This window comes from uncultured Roseobacter sp. (assembly GCF_947499265.1).
In the GTDB taxonomy this organism is placed as follows: Bacteria; Pseudomonadota; Alphaproteobacteria; order Rhodobacterales; family Rhodobacteraceae; genus Roseobacter.
This window is the reverse complement of the sequence record NZ_CANMNK010000009.1, coordinates 76,769-93,974: the sequence shown is the minus strand read 5'-3', so window position 1 is coordinate 93,974 and position 17,206 is coordinate 76,769. Positions and strand designations below refer to the sequence as shown.

General features: G+C 56.4%; 15 protein-coding genes. 9 read left to right on the top strand and 6 right to left on the bottom strand.

The genetic code is table 11. From position 1 onward, the window contains the following. Positions 1 to 26: 26 nt before the first annotated feature. From Q1A63_RS22055 to Q1A63_RS22045, 3 genes are all read right to left on the bottom strand, one after another. Entirely contained in the window at positions 27 to 2,612 is a 2,586-nt protein-coding gene (locus Q1A63_RS22055) for an EAL domain-containing protein (protein WP_298975157.1), read from the bottom strand. Continuing rightward, positions 2,612 to 3,853 (bottom strand): ABC transporter substrate-binding protein, encoded by a 1,242-nt coding sequence (locus Q1A63_RS22050; RefSeq protein ID WP_299632485.1) that lies wholly within the window; start codon positions 3,851 to 3,853, stop codon positions 2,612 to 2,614. Before Q1A63_RS22050 ends, Q1A63_RS22055 begins: the two co-directional genes overlap by 1 nt. A gap of 203 nt (positions 3,854 to 4,056) precedes the next feature. Then, on the bottom strand, positions 4,057 to 7,017 hold the full coding sequence (locus Q1A63_RS22045) for an ABC transporter transmembrane domain-containing protein (protein ID WP_299632484.1): 2,961 nt from the start codon (positions 7,015 to 7,017) through the stop codon (positions 4,057 to 4,059). Positions 7,018 to 7,319: 302 nt separating this feature from the next. Here Q1A63_RS22045 and Q1A63_RS22040 point away from each other — a divergent pair, with 302 nt between their 5' ends. Further along, on the top strand, positions 7,320 to 7,532 hold the full coding sequence (locus Q1A63_RS22040; RefSeq protein ID WP_298975160.1) for a hypothetical protein: 213 nt from the start codon (positions 7,320 to 7,322) through the stop codon (positions 7,530 to 7,532). Positions 7,533 to 7,551: 19 nt separating this feature from the next. Here the strand turns inward: Q1A63_RS22040 and Q1A63_RS22035 are convergent, their stop codons facing one another. The 3 genes from Q1A63_RS22035 to Q1A63_RS22025 form a co-directional block, all read right to left on the bottom strand. Then, entirely contained in the window at positions 7,552 to 8,124 is a 573-nt protein-coding gene (locus Q1A63_RS22035) for a hypothetical protein (protein WP_298975162.1), read from the bottom strand. 93 nt (positions 8,125 to 8,217) lie between these two features. After that, the gene (locus tag Q1A63_RS22030) at positions 8,218 to 8,940 is read right to left on the bottom strand and encodes an RlmE family RNA methyltransferase (protein WP_298975163.1); all 723 of its coding nucleotides are present in this window, start codon (positions 8,938 to 8,940) and stop codon (positions 8,218 to 8,220) included. Then, positions 8,940 to 10,055: a Ppx/GppA phosphatase family protein gene (locus Q1A63_RS22025; RefSeq protein WP_298975165.1), complete on the bottom strand. Its 1,116-nt coding sequence runs from the start codon at positions 10,053 to 10,055 to the stop codon at positions 8,940 to 8,942. The genes Q1A63_RS22030 and Q1A63_RS22025 overlap by 1 nt, the downstream gene beginning before the upstream one ends. 307 nt (positions 10,056 to 10,362) lie before the next feature. Here Q1A63_RS22025 and Q1A63_RS22020 point away from each other — a divergent pair, with 307 nt between their 5' ends. The 8 genes from Q1A63_RS22020 (at position 10,363) to Q1A63_RS21985 (ending at position 17,182) form a co-directional block, all read left to right on the top strand. Next, complete coding sequence (locus Q1A63_RS22020; RefSeq protein ID WP_298975166.1) at positions 10,363 to 10,659, top strand: virulence factor; 297 nt, start codon at positions 10,363 to 10,365, stop codon at positions 10,657 to 10,659. Positions 10,660 to 10,706: 47 nt separating this feature from the next. Further along, the gene (locus Q1A63_RS22015; RefSeq protein ID WP_298975167.1) at positions 10,707 to 11,633 is read left to right on the top strand and encodes a methylenetetrahydrofolate reductase; all 927 of its coding nucleotides are present in this window, start codon (positions 10,707 to 10,709) and stop codon (positions 11,631 to 11,633) included. A 15-nt stretch (positions 11,634 to 11,648) separates the two neighbouring features. After that, positions 11,649 to 12,731 carry a methyltetrahydrofolate cobalamin methyltransferase gene (locus Q1A63_RS22010; RefSeq protein WP_298975169.1) on the top strand — a complete coding sequence of 361 codons (1,083 nt, stop codon included), beginning with the start codon at positions 11,649 to 11,651 and terminating at the stop codon, positions 12,729 to 12,731. A 233-nt stretch (positions 12,732 to 12,964) separates the two neighbouring features. After that, positions 12,965 to 13,240 (top strand): STAS domain-containing protein, encoded by a 276-nt coding sequence (locus Q1A63_RS22005; protein WP_298975171.1) that lies wholly within the window; start codon positions 12,965 to 12,967, stop codon positions 13,238 to 13,240. Continuing rightward, on the top strand, positions 13,237 to 13,602 hold the full coding sequence (locus tag Q1A63_RS22000; RefSeq protein WP_298912239.1) for a response regulator: 366 nt from the start codon (positions 13,237 to 13,239) through the stop codon (positions 13,600 to 13,602). Before Q1A63_RS22005 ends, Q1A63_RS22000 begins: the two co-directional genes overlap by 4 nt. A 9-nt stretch (positions 13,603 to 13,611) precedes the next feature. Further along, the gene (locus Q1A63_RS21995) at positions 13,612 to 15,882 is read left to right on the top strand and encodes a chemotaxis protein CheA (RefSeq protein WP_299632483.1); all 2,271 of its coding nucleotides are present in this window, start codon (positions 13,612 to 13,614) and stop codon (positions 15,880 to 15,882) included. Further along, on the top strand, positions 15,879 to 16,337 hold the full coding sequence (locus Q1A63_RS21990) for a chemotaxis protein CheW (protein WP_298975175.1): 459 nt from the start codon (positions 15,879 to 15,881) through the stop codon (positions 16,335 to 16,337). Before Q1A63_RS21995 ends, Q1A63_RS21990 begins: the two co-directional genes overlap by 4 nt. A gap of 26 nt (positions 16,338 to 16,363) precedes the next feature. Continuing rightward, positions 16,364 to 17,182 carry a CheR family methyltransferase gene (locus tag Q1A63_RS21985; RefSeq protein WP_299632482.1) on the top strand — a complete coding sequence of 273 codons (819 nt, stop codon included), beginning with the start codon at positions 16,364 to 16,366 and terminating at the stop codon, positions 17,180 to 17,182. The last annotated feature ends 24 nt before the right edge of the window (positions 17,183 to 17,206 follow it).

Below are 17,206 nucleotides of genomic sequence, written 5' to 3'. Positions count from 1 at the left end.
TAATAGGCTTTTACGTTCTGATCGGCTCACTGAGCAATCTGCATGTGTTTTTGACGTTCCGCAGACAAAAACACGCATAGGTCTTCGAACCTCATGGGCTCCGAAAAATAAAATCCCTGCAGCGTTTCGCATCCCATTTCCTGCATCATGTCGGCGTGTTCCTGTGTTTCCACGCCTTCGGCCGTCACCCCGATATCCAGAGAGTCCGCGATCCCGATGATCGACCGCACCATGTTGCGACACACCCTTGAGTGCGGTGCACCGAACACCAGGCGCTGGTCGATTTTCAGAACATCCGGACGCACCCGCATCAGGCTGATCATTGAGGCGTGCCCGGATCCGAAATCATCGATTTCGATGGACAAGCCCTTGTCGCGGAGCCGATCAAGATTGAAGTCCAGATATTCCGGCTGATCATCCAGGAAGACAGACTCAAGGATTTCAAACGACATCTTGGTATGGCGAAACGGGCGAGCGTCAACGGCGATCAGAAGCTCCGGGTCACAGAGTCTGTCAGCCGTCACGTTGAACGACACTCTGGGCAGGGTCAGGCCCAAATCTTCAAGCTCAGCAACATGTCGCAAGGCTTTTTCCATTACGATCTTATCTAGAATGGTCAGCATAGAGAGCTGCTGGGCGACCTGGAGAAATTCGGAGGGTAAAACGACACCTTTCTGCGGATGGATCCAACGGGCGAGCACCTCTGCCCCGACAATGCGGCGGGTTTTCGCATCGAATTGCGGTTGAAAAAACGGCTCGAACTCGCCACGGTCCAAACCCACTCGGATCAATTCCGCAGTCGCGCGGACTTCATTTACCTGCTGGTGCTCCTCGGTGCCGTAACACACCACCTGATTGCGACCACGTTCCTTGGCGATATAGAGTGCTGCGTCCGCAGCCCGTACCAACTCACTATGCGCAACAAGTTTGCAGCTTGACGATGCGATGCCGAAGCTCGCGCCGTAGCGCAGGGATTTTCCCTCGTATTCAATTGGCTCTGCAATCCTTTTGAGCAAGGCCGTCGCAAGGATCTGCGCTTTTTGCAGCGTGCCATCGACGGTCATGAAAACGATAAATTCGTCACCGCCGACGCGCACCGGGACATCATCCGGCCCGATTTCTTCGCGCAGTATTCGCGCGACTTCGCATAACACAAGATCGCCTGCTTCATGGCCCATCGTGTCATTGACGTTTTTGAAGTGATCCAGATCGATCCTGACAATTGCCAGGACTCTCGTCTTATCGGGGTTTGCGCAAATCTCATCGAACGTCGTGTTGAAGTAGCGCCGGTTCGGAAGCCCCGTCAGTTCATCATGCAATGCCTGCCATTCCATCGCCGATGTCGTGGCAAGCAAATTGGCTTCGTCGCGTTTGCGGTCGGAAACATCCTGAGAAATCGCCATGTAGCCATAGGGTTGCCCCTCGTCATCGAACATCGTCGAGATGCTCAATTGGATCCAGTATTCTTCCGTGCCATGGCGATAGTTGAGAACTTCGATCGTGATGGGCTCGAAAGCCTGCAGTGCCGCGCGGATTTGGGCACGGGCTTCGGCGCTGGTATTGGGTCCTTGCAAAAGCTTGCTGGGCAATTGGCCCCTGATTTCCTCGGACGTATAGCCCGAGATGTTTTCGAAAGCCGGGTTGTGCCACATTATCCGGCAATCGAGATCAGTGATCAGGATCGCCTCTCCCGCCCGTTCAGCAATTGCAGCAAGCTCCTTTAGTTCTTTTTGCTGCTCTCTCAGCTTGTTACGGGACATTTCCATTTCTGCGTGCGGCAGCAGGATACTTTGCTTGCCCAGCCAACCGAAAACCGCGAAAGGCAGGAGCAAGGCGGCGGCAATGGACAAGATTGTCTGGATCACCAGGGCCTGACCGATCTGGCGAAACAGGCTGGCTTCGGACTTTACCGATAGAATAAGACCGGTTGCTTCAATGGGAACATTGATCGCGCCCTGCCCCGCCGAAACCAGCGCCCAGTTCGAGGACGGATCAACGATACGCGCATACATCGAGCTTGTGCCGTCGGAGATCGTATCGGTTTCAAAGGGAATGAACACCACCGTGACAAGGACCCCTTCCGCAAACCCCCTATTTCGAATGGGGGCGGCGATCAGCAGCTCCTGGGTTCCGCTTTGTACCGCGCGGTAGCTGTCGATTGTGCGCACGGTTGGTTCCCCGGTGCTGAGGACAAAGGCTGCCAGATCAGCGGCACTGGCGGCAAGTTCCATGGACTGCGCCTGCGGCGAAACGATGTGGAAACTGATGGGTTGCCCTTCGAAATCAAAAACGAAGAACTCGGTGACTTCCTGCGGCAGGATTGTATTGCTCAAGCGGTCGACAAACGCGTCGTCTCGGGCCTGATCGCCCATCACAAAGGACACCAGAGAGGGTTCGGTCGCGAGAAACGCGGTGAGTGAGACACTGGGGTCGAGCAAGGCATCGACCCGGGCGGCTTCTCTCTTGGCCTGAGACATGATTGCTTGTTTTTGCGTGTCCGCCAAAAACGGTTTGGACGTGATCCAGACCGCAATGGCGGAAAACACCAATGCAAAGGCAAAGCTGCCGATCAATAACCCCCAGAAGACCCGGTTGATTGATCTGCCAGCCATTATAAATGGCCCAAAGGTGAATGATCCACCAGAACAAGCCGCCCGGTTTCGTCAAAGGACGCCATGCACAGGTCTCCCAATCCAAGGGCTTCATGGGCGTCACGATATGCAGGAGAATAGGGCGCGAACGGCTCAGCGTAAGTCTTCAAAATTCCATCTACAGGAGCTTCCAGACGTGTGAGGGCCAGCCGCACGGCCGCGCGCCTTTGTTGAATGGAGAGAGCTGCCCAATCCGATGCCTGTGCCGACTGCTCAATGGCGGCGAGTAGTAATCTGGTCAGGTCATACCCATGCACAAATCCGGTTGAGGCGGGAATATCAGACAGCGAATGAAACGGGCTTTGCGCATCGCTCGCCAGATCCAATGCGCGCTTCAGGGCCGGAGCTTTCTGACGCTCCTGTTCCAGGCCGCAGGTTTGCAGCACTTCCAAATCCATATTCGACAATGTCGCGGGCGCTATTCTATCCTCGAAATCCGCCGCCAAAATACCCCAGTGGCTGATGACTTTTGTGCTCGGCAGCTCTTTATGAAGTTCGTTAAGCAGCAAGGCGCCCTCTGCCGCGCTGGCCAGCATGATCACGCAATCAGGGCTCACGCGCGCGATGCTCTGGACCAGCGTCCGGGCGCTTGCAGCCCCGATCGACGACGGAAACATGAAGACATAGGGCTCCTGAGCCTGGGCGGTCTCAAATGCCGTACGCATCGTGCCTTTGTTGGCCCGACCCCATCCTGTGTCCACCAGCAGCAATGCTGTGCGCGCGCAATGGGCATGCGAGAGCGCCCTTGCCACCAGAAACGGTCCCGCCTTTGTGTCATCGACGGACAGCCGGTAGATCCAGTTTTCAACGCCATCATCTGCGCGTGTGATCGGCCCCGCCGCTGACCAGGGCAAAAGTAACAAGACTCCGTTTTCGTTGATGAAACGCTTGTTTGTCAGATAGGGCGGCGAGTGTACGCCCCCAATCACGGCAAGTCCCTTTGGATCACGGAGGTAGTTGCGCATCGTCGCAAGAGATCGTTTGGAATTGGCACGGTGGTCTCGTGGCAGGACCTCAAGGTCAAATCCACCAGCGCGACTACCTACCTCGGAGAGCGCTGTTGTGACGCCAAGTTCTATTGCTTCTGCGCCATGTCGGGAGATCGAATAATCGGCATCGATATAAAGCCGAAGGGTTTCACCAGATGCAGGCGCTGCAAGCGCAACAAGCAAAATGAGGTATGAGCGGAAAAATTTGAACATGAACTCCTCCGGCACTGCGCCTCAGAATGATCCCTCATCTTCGTACACGCCGAGCTGTCGTGAATTCGTTAAATCTACTTAGGTTGATGTCGGAAAAAACGCGTTTTATGCCCCCCATTTTGCTCAAATTTGCAGCGCTCTGATGTAAATTTGAATTAGGTCTTTTCAGGCGTCCATTGATCACCTGCCAGATGCGGTGCGGCTCAGCTCGTGTACCCGGCAACCACCTGCAACAACTTAAAGGAGGTTGCCGCGTCATGCTCGACAACGGCCAGGAATTCTTCGGCCCCAAGCCGCAGCGCGTCGATATCGGTCTGCGCGCGCATGCTCAGCACCCGCGGAACATTGCGGATGAGCCCCAATTCACCCACCAAGGTGCCGGGTCCAACCGTCGCGATTTCTGTCTCACCAAAGCCGTCGTCGGGCTTGAAAAGCGCGGCCTCGCCCGAGAGGATCATATAGGCTCCGTCCGTCGGCGCATCATCTTTGCTAAAGATCACATCACCTGCCGGCGCCGAAAACCATTTCGCCCCAAAAGCCAGCAACCTCAATTGCTTACGGTTCAATCCCGAGAAAAGCGTGGTGGATTCCAGCGCACGCACCTTGCGCAGCAGATCGGCGCTTGCCGCCCCATCTTCGACATCTGCGATCCCCTGGTCAGAGGAGATCATGCGGCCCTGACGGATTTCCAGATAGGTATCGAACTGTTCCGGCGCCTCGAACCCCTCCCCCAAGTGGATGATCGTTGTTTGCGGCAACAGGTGACGTAATTTGCTGTTCAACTCATCCAGGGCGCTTTGGTCATGGCCAGCAAGCATCTTATCCAGGATCAGGATGTCCGGGCGTTTGACCGCCGCACGACTCAGGGCCAGAGGTTCCGCAAAGATCGTCGGGAGGTTTTCGCCCGACAAGGACAATGGTAGATCATAGATGAGTTCGATGACTGCCGATTTCAGGCCTTCTTGCTCCAACACCTCCGATACTAGTTTGCGCAGGTCGTCCGCGCGCGCACCGGCACCGTCCGATATTTTCCCGTAAAGCGCATTTTCCAGCACGGACAATCCCGGCGCGATCTGGTCCGGCCTCAAAGGCGCATAAAGCGCGCTCAATTCATCCTGAATGCCCATGCTGTTGCGCTGGCGCAGCTCAAGAATGCGGCGCTGCATGTCGGCGGAAAATGCTGGGCCAATTTGTTCTGCGGAAATCTGTGCGGGCACGGTCATCAGCATAATTTTATCGGCTTCAGGCAACAGATCGGTGCCCGCGCGTCCTTGGGTGCGCAGCAGTGCCACCGAGCGCTCGAAAAGCTCGGGATCCAGCCCCAGTTTGCGGAAAAGCGGATGCTCCGTGCCATCGGTGCCAAAGATCTGGTTCAACAGATCAATAACTTCTTTGGACAGATCCAGAAGCCCCTCTTCCAGACCAAGTTTACGCATGACCTCGAAGAGCTCGGTCTGACCGGCCAGTTCGCGCTGGGTCATGGGCTGTCGCATGGTTGCGAAAAACAGGTTACTCGCCACCGGCAGTGCGGGATTGTAGCGTTCCGGATCAAATCGAAAGACATGCCTTTCCAGGCCAGCGGCGACCACCGCCTCCCAGATTTTGGGGCGCGCCTCGATCAATCCGGCACTCAGCGCTGTTTGTGAGGTTGAGCTCATTTTCTGATCCAGGGCCCGCCGATAGAGCGCGCCGCCCTGCCCCATGACGTCGAGCAGCGACAACCACCACTGGCGCAATTCCGCATCGTCCTTAAGACCGGCCAGCGCCGGGTCCAACCATTGCGCCTCTAGCGGATCATGGCTGTTACCGGCCGCAGCAGCCTCTTCTGCCGCTGCCTTTGCCATCTCCGTCAGATCGCCGACGGGGTGTTGTTTCAACGGCATCATGACATTGTCGCCAAAACTACCTTGAAACAGCACCGGGCGGGCGCTGGCATATCCAATCCGCGCTGCGATGACCTCCTGGTGCAGCGTGTCGAGCGGCTGATCGCCAATGGTAATGTGACCGGAAACCGGCAGAATTTCACGCGTCAGAACCTCGGCCAGCGCACGCCTGTCTTCGTCACTGGGCACGTCAATCCCAACCAGAGATCCGGGCTCAAAGCGGGCGGAGATGTTTTCCAGAATAGCATTTCCGTCAAAGTCCTGAACCGTGATGCCCGCCAGTGCGATGGTCTGATCGAGCCGCGGCGCGTCGGCAGGGCGTCCCTCCATCAATGCGGCGTCGACCGCGCCTGCAGGCGAGAATTTTTCTGTCACGGTTTCCCACCGCAGGCTCATATCCTGCGCCTGATTGTAGTAGGTCAGCAGTTCTTTCCACGGCGAGCTGAGGTCTTTGTAAGCCGCCAATGCTGCGACCAGTGCACCAAGAGACACCGCACCCTGAATGACCAGATATCCCCCCACCGAAAAAAAGAAGAACGGTGTAAGTTGTGTGATGAAGTTATTGATAAACTTCATGAAAAACTTCTTCTGGTAGATTTTGAAGCGAATGTTGAACACGATGCCCAGACGGTCGCTGATCATTGAAAGCCGATGCCGCCAGCCGCCGTGGATGCGCAATTCTCCGGCACCCGCCGCGCTTTCGCCGATCATGGAGGCCAGGTGGCGCACCTCTTTGATGCGTTCCTTGTTCATCAGGTTGATCTGGCGTTGCAGCCGCGGGATCAACCAGGCCTGCAGCGGGATCAGTGCGATGGCCGCCAGCCCGAACCACACACTTTGCAGAAACAGGAACACCAGGATGGTGAGCATCTGACCGGCCTGTAAGACCGGTTGGGTCAGGGCGTCTCCCATCATCCCGCCCATTGGCTCGGTTTCGCCCGTGATCATCGCCACCATCTCGCCTTGCGATGTGCGCCTGAAATAGGACCTGGGGAAACGCAGCATTCGGGAGATCAACCCATATCGCAGGCGGCGCAGCATGCGTTCCGACAAAACCCCTTTCATCGTATTGATTCGCATTTTCAGCAGGCCGTGTGTCAGCACCGAAAGCAGGAAGAAGGCGCAAAGTAGCGATAGAAAGCCGATTTGCGTCATCTCGAAGCCCAGGAAATCAATACGAGAGGTCTGCGCGCCAATCGCGTCGTTGATGATGCGCTTTGGCAGCTCCAGCGTCAGATAAAGGAAAGGAAACAAAGCGGTTGTGAATGCCAGAAGGACCATCTGGTCGCGCTTTGAATACTTCCAAATGAATTGAAAGAGAGTCTTTTCTATGGTCCGCACCCCCATGCGAGACGTCAGATCTTAATGTACCCGCGTCCTTATCTTTACGCGCACCATACCTCAGCAGTTTCAATTCGTGAAACCTGATTGTTTCTTTCGCTACTCGCGAAGAATGCTGGCAATCGTCAGGCAACAGGCGCCGGACCGTGGGATTTCGCAAAACATGGACAGATTTCAGGTTTGAAACGCCAGCATGACGCCCTTTTTCGGCCTGATCAGGGCCGCAGTTCCATGAGACGGTTTTGTCAGACAAATCCGGAAGGGGCGATTCAATGTCGTTTATGCATCGCGAAAAAAATGCGCGTCACACCAGGCTGTTCGAATTGATCAGGCAGAAAAATCAGGCGGAAACGACGGTTGCCCGCGTCGCGCAATTCGATCTCCGCCCTGTCAGCGCAGAGGAAGCCGCGGCGTTGCAAAAAGCCGCCGCACGGTCATTGCAGGTGAGCGCATAGGCCCACCTGCAACAGATCGTTAAAAGAAGGCCTCGGCGTTCAGGCCGATGGTCATCGCGCCGATAACCTCACCGGTTGCCGGGTCCGTCAGAGCCACCGATACCTGCCCCTGATAGGATTGTGTGCTCTCATCGAATTCGACTTCATCGACAAAAACCGCACCGGCGCCAACACCATAGGTCTTGGCGTGTTTGTCTTCATCCCCCTGCCAATAGTCAGAGGTGACGTCGCTCGCAGCCACGTTCAGACCCATCGCATCCATGACAAAGATCTCGGTGATGCGCCCACCCGAGGCCGCAACCTGCTCGCCCAGAAAGACAGACAGAGGCCGGCCCATCACATCGCTGATCAGCGGCTGACTGTCCGCGCCCACTTCTCCACGCCACTGAGTATCCCACTCTTCGATCTGGGCCGCACTGGCACCGGCTGTTTGCGTGTTCTGCGCATTGATGGCGTCGATCACCTGCGCGTCCTGCGCCCATCCCATCACCTCGGAATCTACAAACGCTTTCATGGCGGGGGGGGCATCAACGGCGTGAGCCAAGCTTGCCGCGACCACCAATGGTGCGGACAAAAGAAGTGTGCGGAGCATGTCGTGGGTCCTTTTAATAGCATTTGGCACGTCACAACGACGCCGCCATTGCCGCAGGCTATTCAAGAAAGACTTAAGGCAAGGTAAAAGCTGTCAGCCGTCCGCACGAAAGCCTGTTGCCACAACAAATTTTTCCGAACTGTCCGACCGTGAGGCGGGGGGTTTGATGTTCGCGACCTTGGAGAATCGCTGTTTGAGAAGTTTCTGCAACTCTCCCTCGGCCCCGCCTGCCAGCACCTTGGCCACGAAGGTGCCACCCTCGTCCAATACATCAAATGCAAAATAGGCCGCCGCCTCACAAAGCGCGATGATGCGCAGATGGTCCGTCTGTTTGTGTCCGGAACTACTGGCCGCCATGTCGGACATGACCACATCAGCCTTGCCGCCGAGCCAGTCCTTGACCTTCAGATCGGCGTCATCTGCCATGAAGTCGAGCTGGTGCAACTCACACCCTGCAATCGGTTCCATTTCCTGCAGATCAATCCCGAGAATGGTGCCCACCGCCTTGCCGGATTTCTCGCCCAATGCGTTCACACGCTTGACGGCGACCTGGCACCACCCCCCTGGTGCTGCGCCCAGATCAACCACCCGCGCGCCGGGCACAAGAAAGCGGTATTTATCGTCCAGCTCCATGATCTTGAAGGCGGCCCTGCCCCGATAACCTTCGGCCTTGGCGCGTTTGACGTAAGGATCGTTCAACTGGCGCTGCAACCAGCGCGTGGAACTCAGCTTGCGCCCGCGCGCCGATTTCACCTTGACCTTCAACTCGCGCTGCCCGCGTCCGGAGGTGTTTTTGCCCGTGGGGGTCTTGGCCATCAGAACTCTCCGTCTTCCAGCACGCCATCCGCGCTCATCTGGGCATATAGCAGGCCCTCGCGCAGACCGCGATCCGCAACCGACAACCGATCCGTGGGCCAACAGCGCATCAGCGCCTGCAGGATCGCGGCCCCGGACATGATCAGCGCCTGACGGTCGTGGCCGATCCGCGGGTCCGAGCGTCGCCCGGCCGGACCCAGGGCCAGATAGGACCGGATCACGCGGTCGATCTCATCCGAGGTCATGTGCAGCCCATCCACCTTGGTGCGGTCATAACGTTTGAGGCCCAGATGGCTGGCGGCCACGGTTGTGACCGTGCCGGAGGTGCCGACAATCTGGAATTTCTCATGCGGTTGCGTGTCGTGATAGGGGGCGAAATCGCCCAGGTTTTCCTCAAAAAACCAGCTCATCAGAGCAAAACGCGCGGCGTCATCTTCCACATCGTTGAACTGCTCGCGCAGCGTCGCAACCCCCAAGGGCACCGAAATCCAGTCCACCACCCGCGCCGCGGGCAGATCGGATTGCAGCTGTTTGAACCCGCTGTGCAGCCGCATGATCGATTGCGGCCTGTCATGCGCGGGCACATCCTTGAGGTCGATCCAAACCAATTCGGTAGACCCGCCGCCAATATCAACCACCAGCAGGTTTTCGGTGGACCGCCCCACCAGCGGCGCGCAGGAGATCACCGCGAGCTGCGCTTCTTCCTGCGGTTTGATGATGTCGAGCTTCAGGCCGGTTTCGCGGTGCACGCGGCGGATGAATTCATTGGCATTCAGCGCCCGGCGGCAGGCTTCGGTCGCCACCAGACGCATGCGGCGCACCTTGTTGCGGCGCAGTTTCTGCTGGCAGATTCTGAGTGCTTGGATGGTGCGCGTCATCGAGCCGCGCGAAAGCCGCTGGGTGCGTTCAAGCCCGGCGCCCAATTGCACGGACTTCGAGAAGCTATCGACCACATGAAAACCGTTGCCCTTGGGTTGGGCGATCAACATGCGGCAACTATTCGTGCCCAGATCCAGGGCTGCGTACAACTCACCTGACCGGGGCGGAACTGGCGCGGGGCTCAGAGCCGTCTTCTGTTCGAGCGCGCCCGCACCTTTGGGACGCTGTGGCGCCATCTTACGCGCCTTTCATTTCGAGTTAACGCTAGCCTAGTCGCTGGTGGGGTTCGGCGCAAGCGGTCGCTGTTGGTTCTGGAAAGGGCATTGGCGCAGGATGACAGTGTTTGGCAGGGGCATCGCGGATCAACTCCGCACGGCCCTCACAGTCATTATGAAGATTTTGCGGCCCCGCGCCTCTCGTGATCAACGGCACAATAGGATAGACCATGTGCGTCGCGGAAAGATGTTGTTCTGTCGAAAACCGGCATCGAAATCGGGTTTGGTGTCGTTAGACAGAGCGGAACGGATCAAGGGGAATCAGCTCATGCCTGACGTCACGATTGTTTATTGGCGCGATATCCCGGCCCAGGTGATTGTGGGCAAAGGGCGGCGTGGGTCCAAACGTCAGTTGCCGGAGCGGTTCGAGCAGGCGATTGATCGTGCGGCCATGAAGGTTGGCGCAGAGGACACGGATGCCTATCTTGCCGAATGGCGCAAGGCCGATCCGTTTGTCGTTGATGGGGATCCGGACGCGGTTGCGGATGCAGAAGCAGCGCGCCTGGATACCGAATATGACCGTGAGCGCATCAAAGCGCTGATCAACAATGATGGCTGGGCCTGACCCTGACCGGACTTTTCGACACCCTTCTTTCCCGAAAGGAACGCCTGATGGCCTTGTTGAACTTCAAAAAGAAAGAAACACCCGGCACGACACCATCGAACCCTCAGGTGGAGGCGTTCCTGCAGGATTATTCCATCGAGGTGATGCCGCGCACCGCGGAAAAGGTGGAAAACTTTCGCGATCTGCTGCCAGAGGGCACGCGCGTTTACATCGCACATATCGAAGGCACCCCGATTGAGGAGATGGTTGCCACGGCCAAGCGTCTGCACGCAGACGGCTTTCCGGTGATGCCCCATTTCCCGGCGCGGATCATCAGGGACAAAGCCACGCTCGCGGACTGGATCGCGCGGTATCAGGGAGAAGCAGACGTGAAACAGGCGCTGCTGCTGGCGGGTGGTGTTGCCACCCCCCAGGGCGATTTCGACAGTTCCATGCAGTTGATGGAAACCGGGCTTTTTGACGAAGCAGGCTTTGAGCGTCTGCATGTGGCCGGTCACCCCGAGGGTAACCGCGACATCGATGCGGATGGGTCGATGACCAATGTGACCGCCGCGCTGAAATGGAAAAACGACTTCCAGAGCCGCACCGACGCCAAGATGGCGCTGGCCACGCAGTTCGCCTTTGACGCCAAACCGATCATCAAATGGGCGGACGATCTGTCAGCCGATGGCATCACCCTGCCCGTGCACATCGGCATTGCGGGTCCTGCCAAACTGCAGACACTGATCAAATTCGCCATTGCCTGCGGCGTTGGCCCCTCACTGAAAGTGCTGCAGAAACGCGCGATGGATGTCACCAAGCTGCTGCTGCCCTATGAACCCACCGACGTGGTGGCTGAATTGGCGGCGCACAAGGCGGCCAACCCGGACTTCAACATCACCAACGTGCATTTCTTTCCGCTGGGCGGCATCAAGACCAACGCCACCTGGGCGATCAACAATGGCGGCGCTGCTGCCGCGCCCGCAAACGCCTGATTTAAGGACAGCTTCATGACAAAGACCATCGTCGAATCCAAAACCAAGACCGCGATCATCGGCTTTGATCAGCCGTTCTGTGTCATTGGTGAACGGATCAATCCAACGGGTCGCAAGAAATTGGCGCTGGAACTGGAAGCGGGCGATTTCAGCACGGTCGAAGCAGATGCCATCGCGCAGGTCGCGGCGGGTGCCACGGTGCTGGACATCAACTCCGGGGCGGTTTTCACCAATAAAATGGCGGAGGACACACGCTACGCGGACAATAACTTTGTCGAGCCGCCGCTGATGAAGGAACTGGTGGAGCGGGTGCAGGTGATTGTCGACGTGCCGCTGTGCATTGACAGCTCGGTACCGGGCGCGCTGGAATCCGGTCTGGCCGCCGCCGAGGGCCGCCCGCTGCTGAATTCAGTTACCGGCGAAGAAGAACGGCTGGAAATCGTGTTGCCGCTGGTGAAGAAATACAATGTGCCGGTGGTGGCCATTTCCAACGATGACACCGGGATTTCCGAAGACCCAGATGTGCGTTTTGCCGTAGCCAAGAAGATCGTCGAACGCGCCGCTGATTTTGGCATTCCCGCCCATGATATCGTGGTCGATCCTCTGGTGATGCCAATTGGCGCGATGGCGACGGCAGGGCATCAGGTGTTCACACTTGTGCGTCGGCTGCGTGAGGAATTGGGCGTCAACACCACCTGCGGCGCGTCCAACATCTCCTTCGGGCTGCCCAACCGCCACGGCATCAACAACGCCTTCCTGCCGATGGCCATGGGGGCCGGTATGACGTCGGCGATCATGAACCCGGTCGCCCTGCCCGTTTCCGCCGCAAAGATCGACGCGAAGAAGCTGGAACTTGCGGCGTCCGGCGTAGTGTTTCCCGAAGATATGGACCTTGAACTCTTCTGCCAACTGACCGGTTTGGGATCGACCAAACCACGGCCCGGTAAGGAGATGGAGGCGATTCGAGCCGCGAATTTCCTGACCAACAATGACCCGCATGGCGGGGCCTGGATCGAATTCAACAAGGAAGCCCCAAAACCCGGTCAGGAAGGCCGTGGTCGCGCAGGCCGCAGTGGCGGACGGCGCCGCCGCGCCTGAACGCTGAAATACCTGAGAAAAAGAAAACCCCGGTGTGATTGCGCCGGGATTTTCTCTTGTTAAGAGGCGTGAATTTGACCCCGGGGAGATCGACGCCCTTTTGGACCAAAAAGTTTTTTTCCAAGTAACCCGGTCTTAACGGACTGCCCCCTACAACCGCTCTCATCCAACCAGGAAGCCGATGTGGAGAGAGCGATGCACCTGCAAAGATCTTTGAACCTGCGAGCAGTGCAATGAGTGATCCAATCGCGCTCCCCGCCCGCCTCGATCTATCGGCCGCATCGTCTTTGATGACGACTTTAAAAGATCAAGATGAAGGTGATCTCGTCATGGATCTGTCGGAGGTCAGTCACCTCGGCGCTCTGTGTTTGCAGGTCATGATTTCCGCCGCAACAAGCGCCATTGCCGCCGGGCGGTCCGTTTCGGTGCTGAACGCGTCTGAGCGTGTGACGGATCAATTGCGTGTCATGGGCATGACACCGGAAGCCATTTCAAGGGGACGCATATGACACTGGAAATATTAGCCGTGGATGATAGCCGCACGATGCGGGACATGATCCGACTTGCCCTGCTGCCGGCGGGGTTTAACGTTCACACTGCCGATGATGGTGTGCACGGCATCGAGGTTCTCGATGGCATTGAACCCGACGCAATCATCACCGACATCAATATGCCGCGCATGGATGGTTTTGGGTTTATCGATGCTGTCCGTGGGCAGGACAAACACCGTGCAACACCGATCCTGGTACTCACAACGGAAGCTGCGCCGGAATTGAAAGCGCGCGCAAGGAGCGCGGGTGCGACGGGTTGGATCGTCAAACCTTTTGATCCCTCCAAGCTGATCAAAGCTTTGCAGATGGTCGCTGGGTAAGAGGTTTCCATGTCTGATAGCAATGACCCAATGGCAGAGATCCGAGCATCCTTTTTCATAGAATGCGAGGAACTCTTGGAGGCGCTGCAGGATGGTCTGCAATCGCTTGATGATGGGGATGAAGACCCAGAGACAATCAACGTGGTATTTCGCGCGGTACACTCCATCAAAGGGGGTGCTGGCGCTTTTGGTCTGGAAGCATTGGTACGTTTTGCGCACCGTTTCGAAACGGTTCTGGATGAAGTGCGCGCCGGGCGCATGTCGCCGGATGCTGACGCGCTCAAGATCTTTTTCCAATGCGCGGATCACCTATCAGATTTGGTGCGCATCAGTAGAGAAGATGAGGCGCTGCCCGACGAGGAAACGGCCAAACTGCTATCGCTGCTGAGCGGCCTGCTTGGTGACGCCGGTGTGGAAGAAGAGGAAGAGGCTGAGGAAGAGGACATCGATTTTCAACCCGCGACCCTGTCGCTGGATTTGGATTTCGGAGGCGATGAAGGCGATGGCGATTTACCGCTCCTGCCCCCGCTTGATGACCTGCCCGCTGCAAGTACAACCGTTTACCGCATCCACTTCCGTCCAGATAACGAATTGTTTGAGACGGGAAATGAACCTTTCCATATGCTCCGGTCACTCGATGAGATGGGCGAATGCACTGTAACCTGCCATCTGGACAAAGTGCCGGATATGGAGGCTCTCGCGCCTGAGCAATCCTATCTTTCTTGGACAGTCGAATTGCACTCCGACGTTGAAGAAGCTGAAATCGCTGCAGCTTTTGAATTCGTCGAGGGCCTTTGTACACTGGAAATTACAAAGATCGATGCAGCAGAAGTGCCAGTTCCTGAAAGCGAAGCAAGCGATCAATTGGCACAACCGCTTCCTGAGCTCGAGACGGAATTGCCTGTTGTCGAAGCAGATCAGCCGCGGAATACCGCTGTAGCCGACGAAGCTCCTGATGCCGGGACACAGGAAGACCCACCAACAACGACCGATACATCCAAAGCCCCCGAAGCGGCCAAAGCACCAGTAAAGAGCCCAACCGCCTCCAAACCATCTGCGCTCGCCGCCGCAAAGTCTGTGGTCCGTGTGGACTTGGACCGGATCGAGAGGCTGGTCAACTTGGTAGGCGAACTCGTAATCAACCAGGCGATGTTGTCCCAAAGCCTTGAAAGCTCTGGCCTGTCTCCTCACTCCGACGCAATGAACGGTTTAGAAGAATTTCAACGCCTTACACGTGATATCCAAGACAGCGTTATGATGATCCGTGCGCAGCCCGTGAAGTCGTTGTTTCAACGCATGTCGCGCATCGTACGCGAAGCATCGGCGGCGGTTGGAAAAGACGTACGTTTGCACACTGAGGGTGAAGGGACCGAAGTTGACAAAACGGTTATCGAGCGGCTTGCCGATCCACTGACCCATATGATCCGAAATGCTGTCGATCACGGTCTGGAAAGCCCTGAAGATCGCAGAGCAGCAGGGAAACCGGAGCAAGGGCGTGTAAATCTGAGCGCCGCGCATCGATCTGGCCGTGTCGTTATAGAAGTTTCTGATGATGGGGGTGGCATAAATCGCCCAAAAGTTCTTCAGATTGCCATTGATAAAGGCCTGGTGCCAGCCGATGCGTCTCTGTCCGACAGCGAGATCGACAACCTCCTGTTTCTGCCGGGTTTCTCTACCGCATCGGTTGTTTCTGACCTTTCCGGGCGGGGCGTCGGGATGGATGTTGTTCGAACCTCCATTCAAGCGTTGGGTGGCAGAATAACCATTGCGTCGACACCTGGCGAAGGGACTACCTTTTCGATTTCCCTGCCGCTCACGCTGGCTGTATTGGATGGGATGGTCGTTCAGGTTGCAGATCAAACGCTGGTGCTGCCGCTGAATGTTGTTGTCGAAACGCTAACCCTTTCGAACAATGACGTGGAAATGGTTCGCCCAGGTGCAAATGTTGTGCGCGTCCGCAGTGGATTTGTACCCTTGTTCGATTTGGGCAAAGAGCTTGGGTACCGTCCACCCGTGGAAGACTATGAGGGGTCTGTCGTGTTGCTAATAGCGCATGAAGACGACAGCCATGCTGCACTTGTTATCGATAGTATTCAGGACCAAAGACAGGTCGTCATCAAGGGGCTTGATGACAGTTTTTACCGAGCTCCCGGCATTGCTGCAGCGACCATTCTTGGCGATGGGCAAATCGCGCTCATTCTAGATACATCGGATATCATCTCTAACGCGATCGGCGCGTCTGGAAGTGCGGCACAATCACTAATGGGAAAATCGGCATGAGCGAAAAAGAAACACCAGAAACCATCGAGCTTTTGACTTTCCAATTGGCCGACCAGGAGTACTCTCTGGACATAATGTCCGTGCGTGAAATCAGAGGATGGACCCGGACCACCCCACTGCCGCACGCACCCAGTTACATGAAGGGTGTGATCAATCTTCGCGGCACTGTTTTGCCGGTTATGGATCTTTCGGAGCGATTAGGCCTCAAGCCTCAAGAGCAAACTGATCGAAACGTTATTATTGTCGTTAACCACAACGACGTGATGACTGGACTGCTCGTGGACGCAGTTTCTGATATTATCGCATTGACGGCAGAGGATCTGCAGCCACCTCCGGAAATGCAACCTGGCTCGACTTCGAGCGTCGTCAGTTCGCTTACTCTGATTGATGAGAGAATGATTAGAGTCCTAGATCTCAGCGCAATTGTTCTGTCCGTACAGAGCAACGCCGCCTAATGAGTAGGATCCGATCTGAAATAGGTATGGATACCGAAAGCTTCGACGCTATCGCAAAGCTGGCCTATCAGGAGAGTGGCCTGCAGTTAGCGGTTGAAAAGACTTCGATGATTCAATCTCGATTGCGCCACCGACTGAAAATTTTGGATCTTGAGAGCTTCTCGCAATACAGCGCCTACGTTTGCTCGGAAAAAGGTCTTGCCGAGCGCCGACACATGATTTCAGCGCTCACCACAAACGTATCTCACTTTTTTCGAGAAAAGCACCACTTCGACATCCTTGAAACGCAAGCGCGTACCACACTGCTTCCAAAACTGCGATCCGGGGGGGCTGTTAGAATTTGGTCTGCTGGGTGTTCCAATGGTCAGGAGGCTCTTTCCATTGCAATAACACTGCTGGAGATTGCCCCCGATATAGGCGACATGAATCTAAAGATACTGGGAACGGACATCGACTCCAATGTAGTCGACTTCGCCAAAACCGCCCGCTATCCGGAGCGCTTAACCTCCGGCATCCCGCCAGGTTTGGTCTCAAAGTACTTCGGCGCTATCGATACAGAAAGTGAGCGCGTTTACCTCGCCAAGAATACTGTTCGGTCGCTTGTCTCTTTCAAAGAACTTAACTTGTTGTCTGAATGGCCTATGCGCCAACGGATGGACATCATCTTTTGTCGAAACGTTGTCATTTACTTCGATCAAGAGACCCAGAACCGACTCTGGCCTCGTTTTCATCGTGCGATGCCGCTAGAAGGGATTTTGTTTCTCGGTCATTCTGAAAGAATAGCAGATCCTGAAAACGTGGGGTTTTTCACTGATGGTCCAACGACATATAGACCAACCCGCTGACCAGCATGACCCCCAAACCAACTA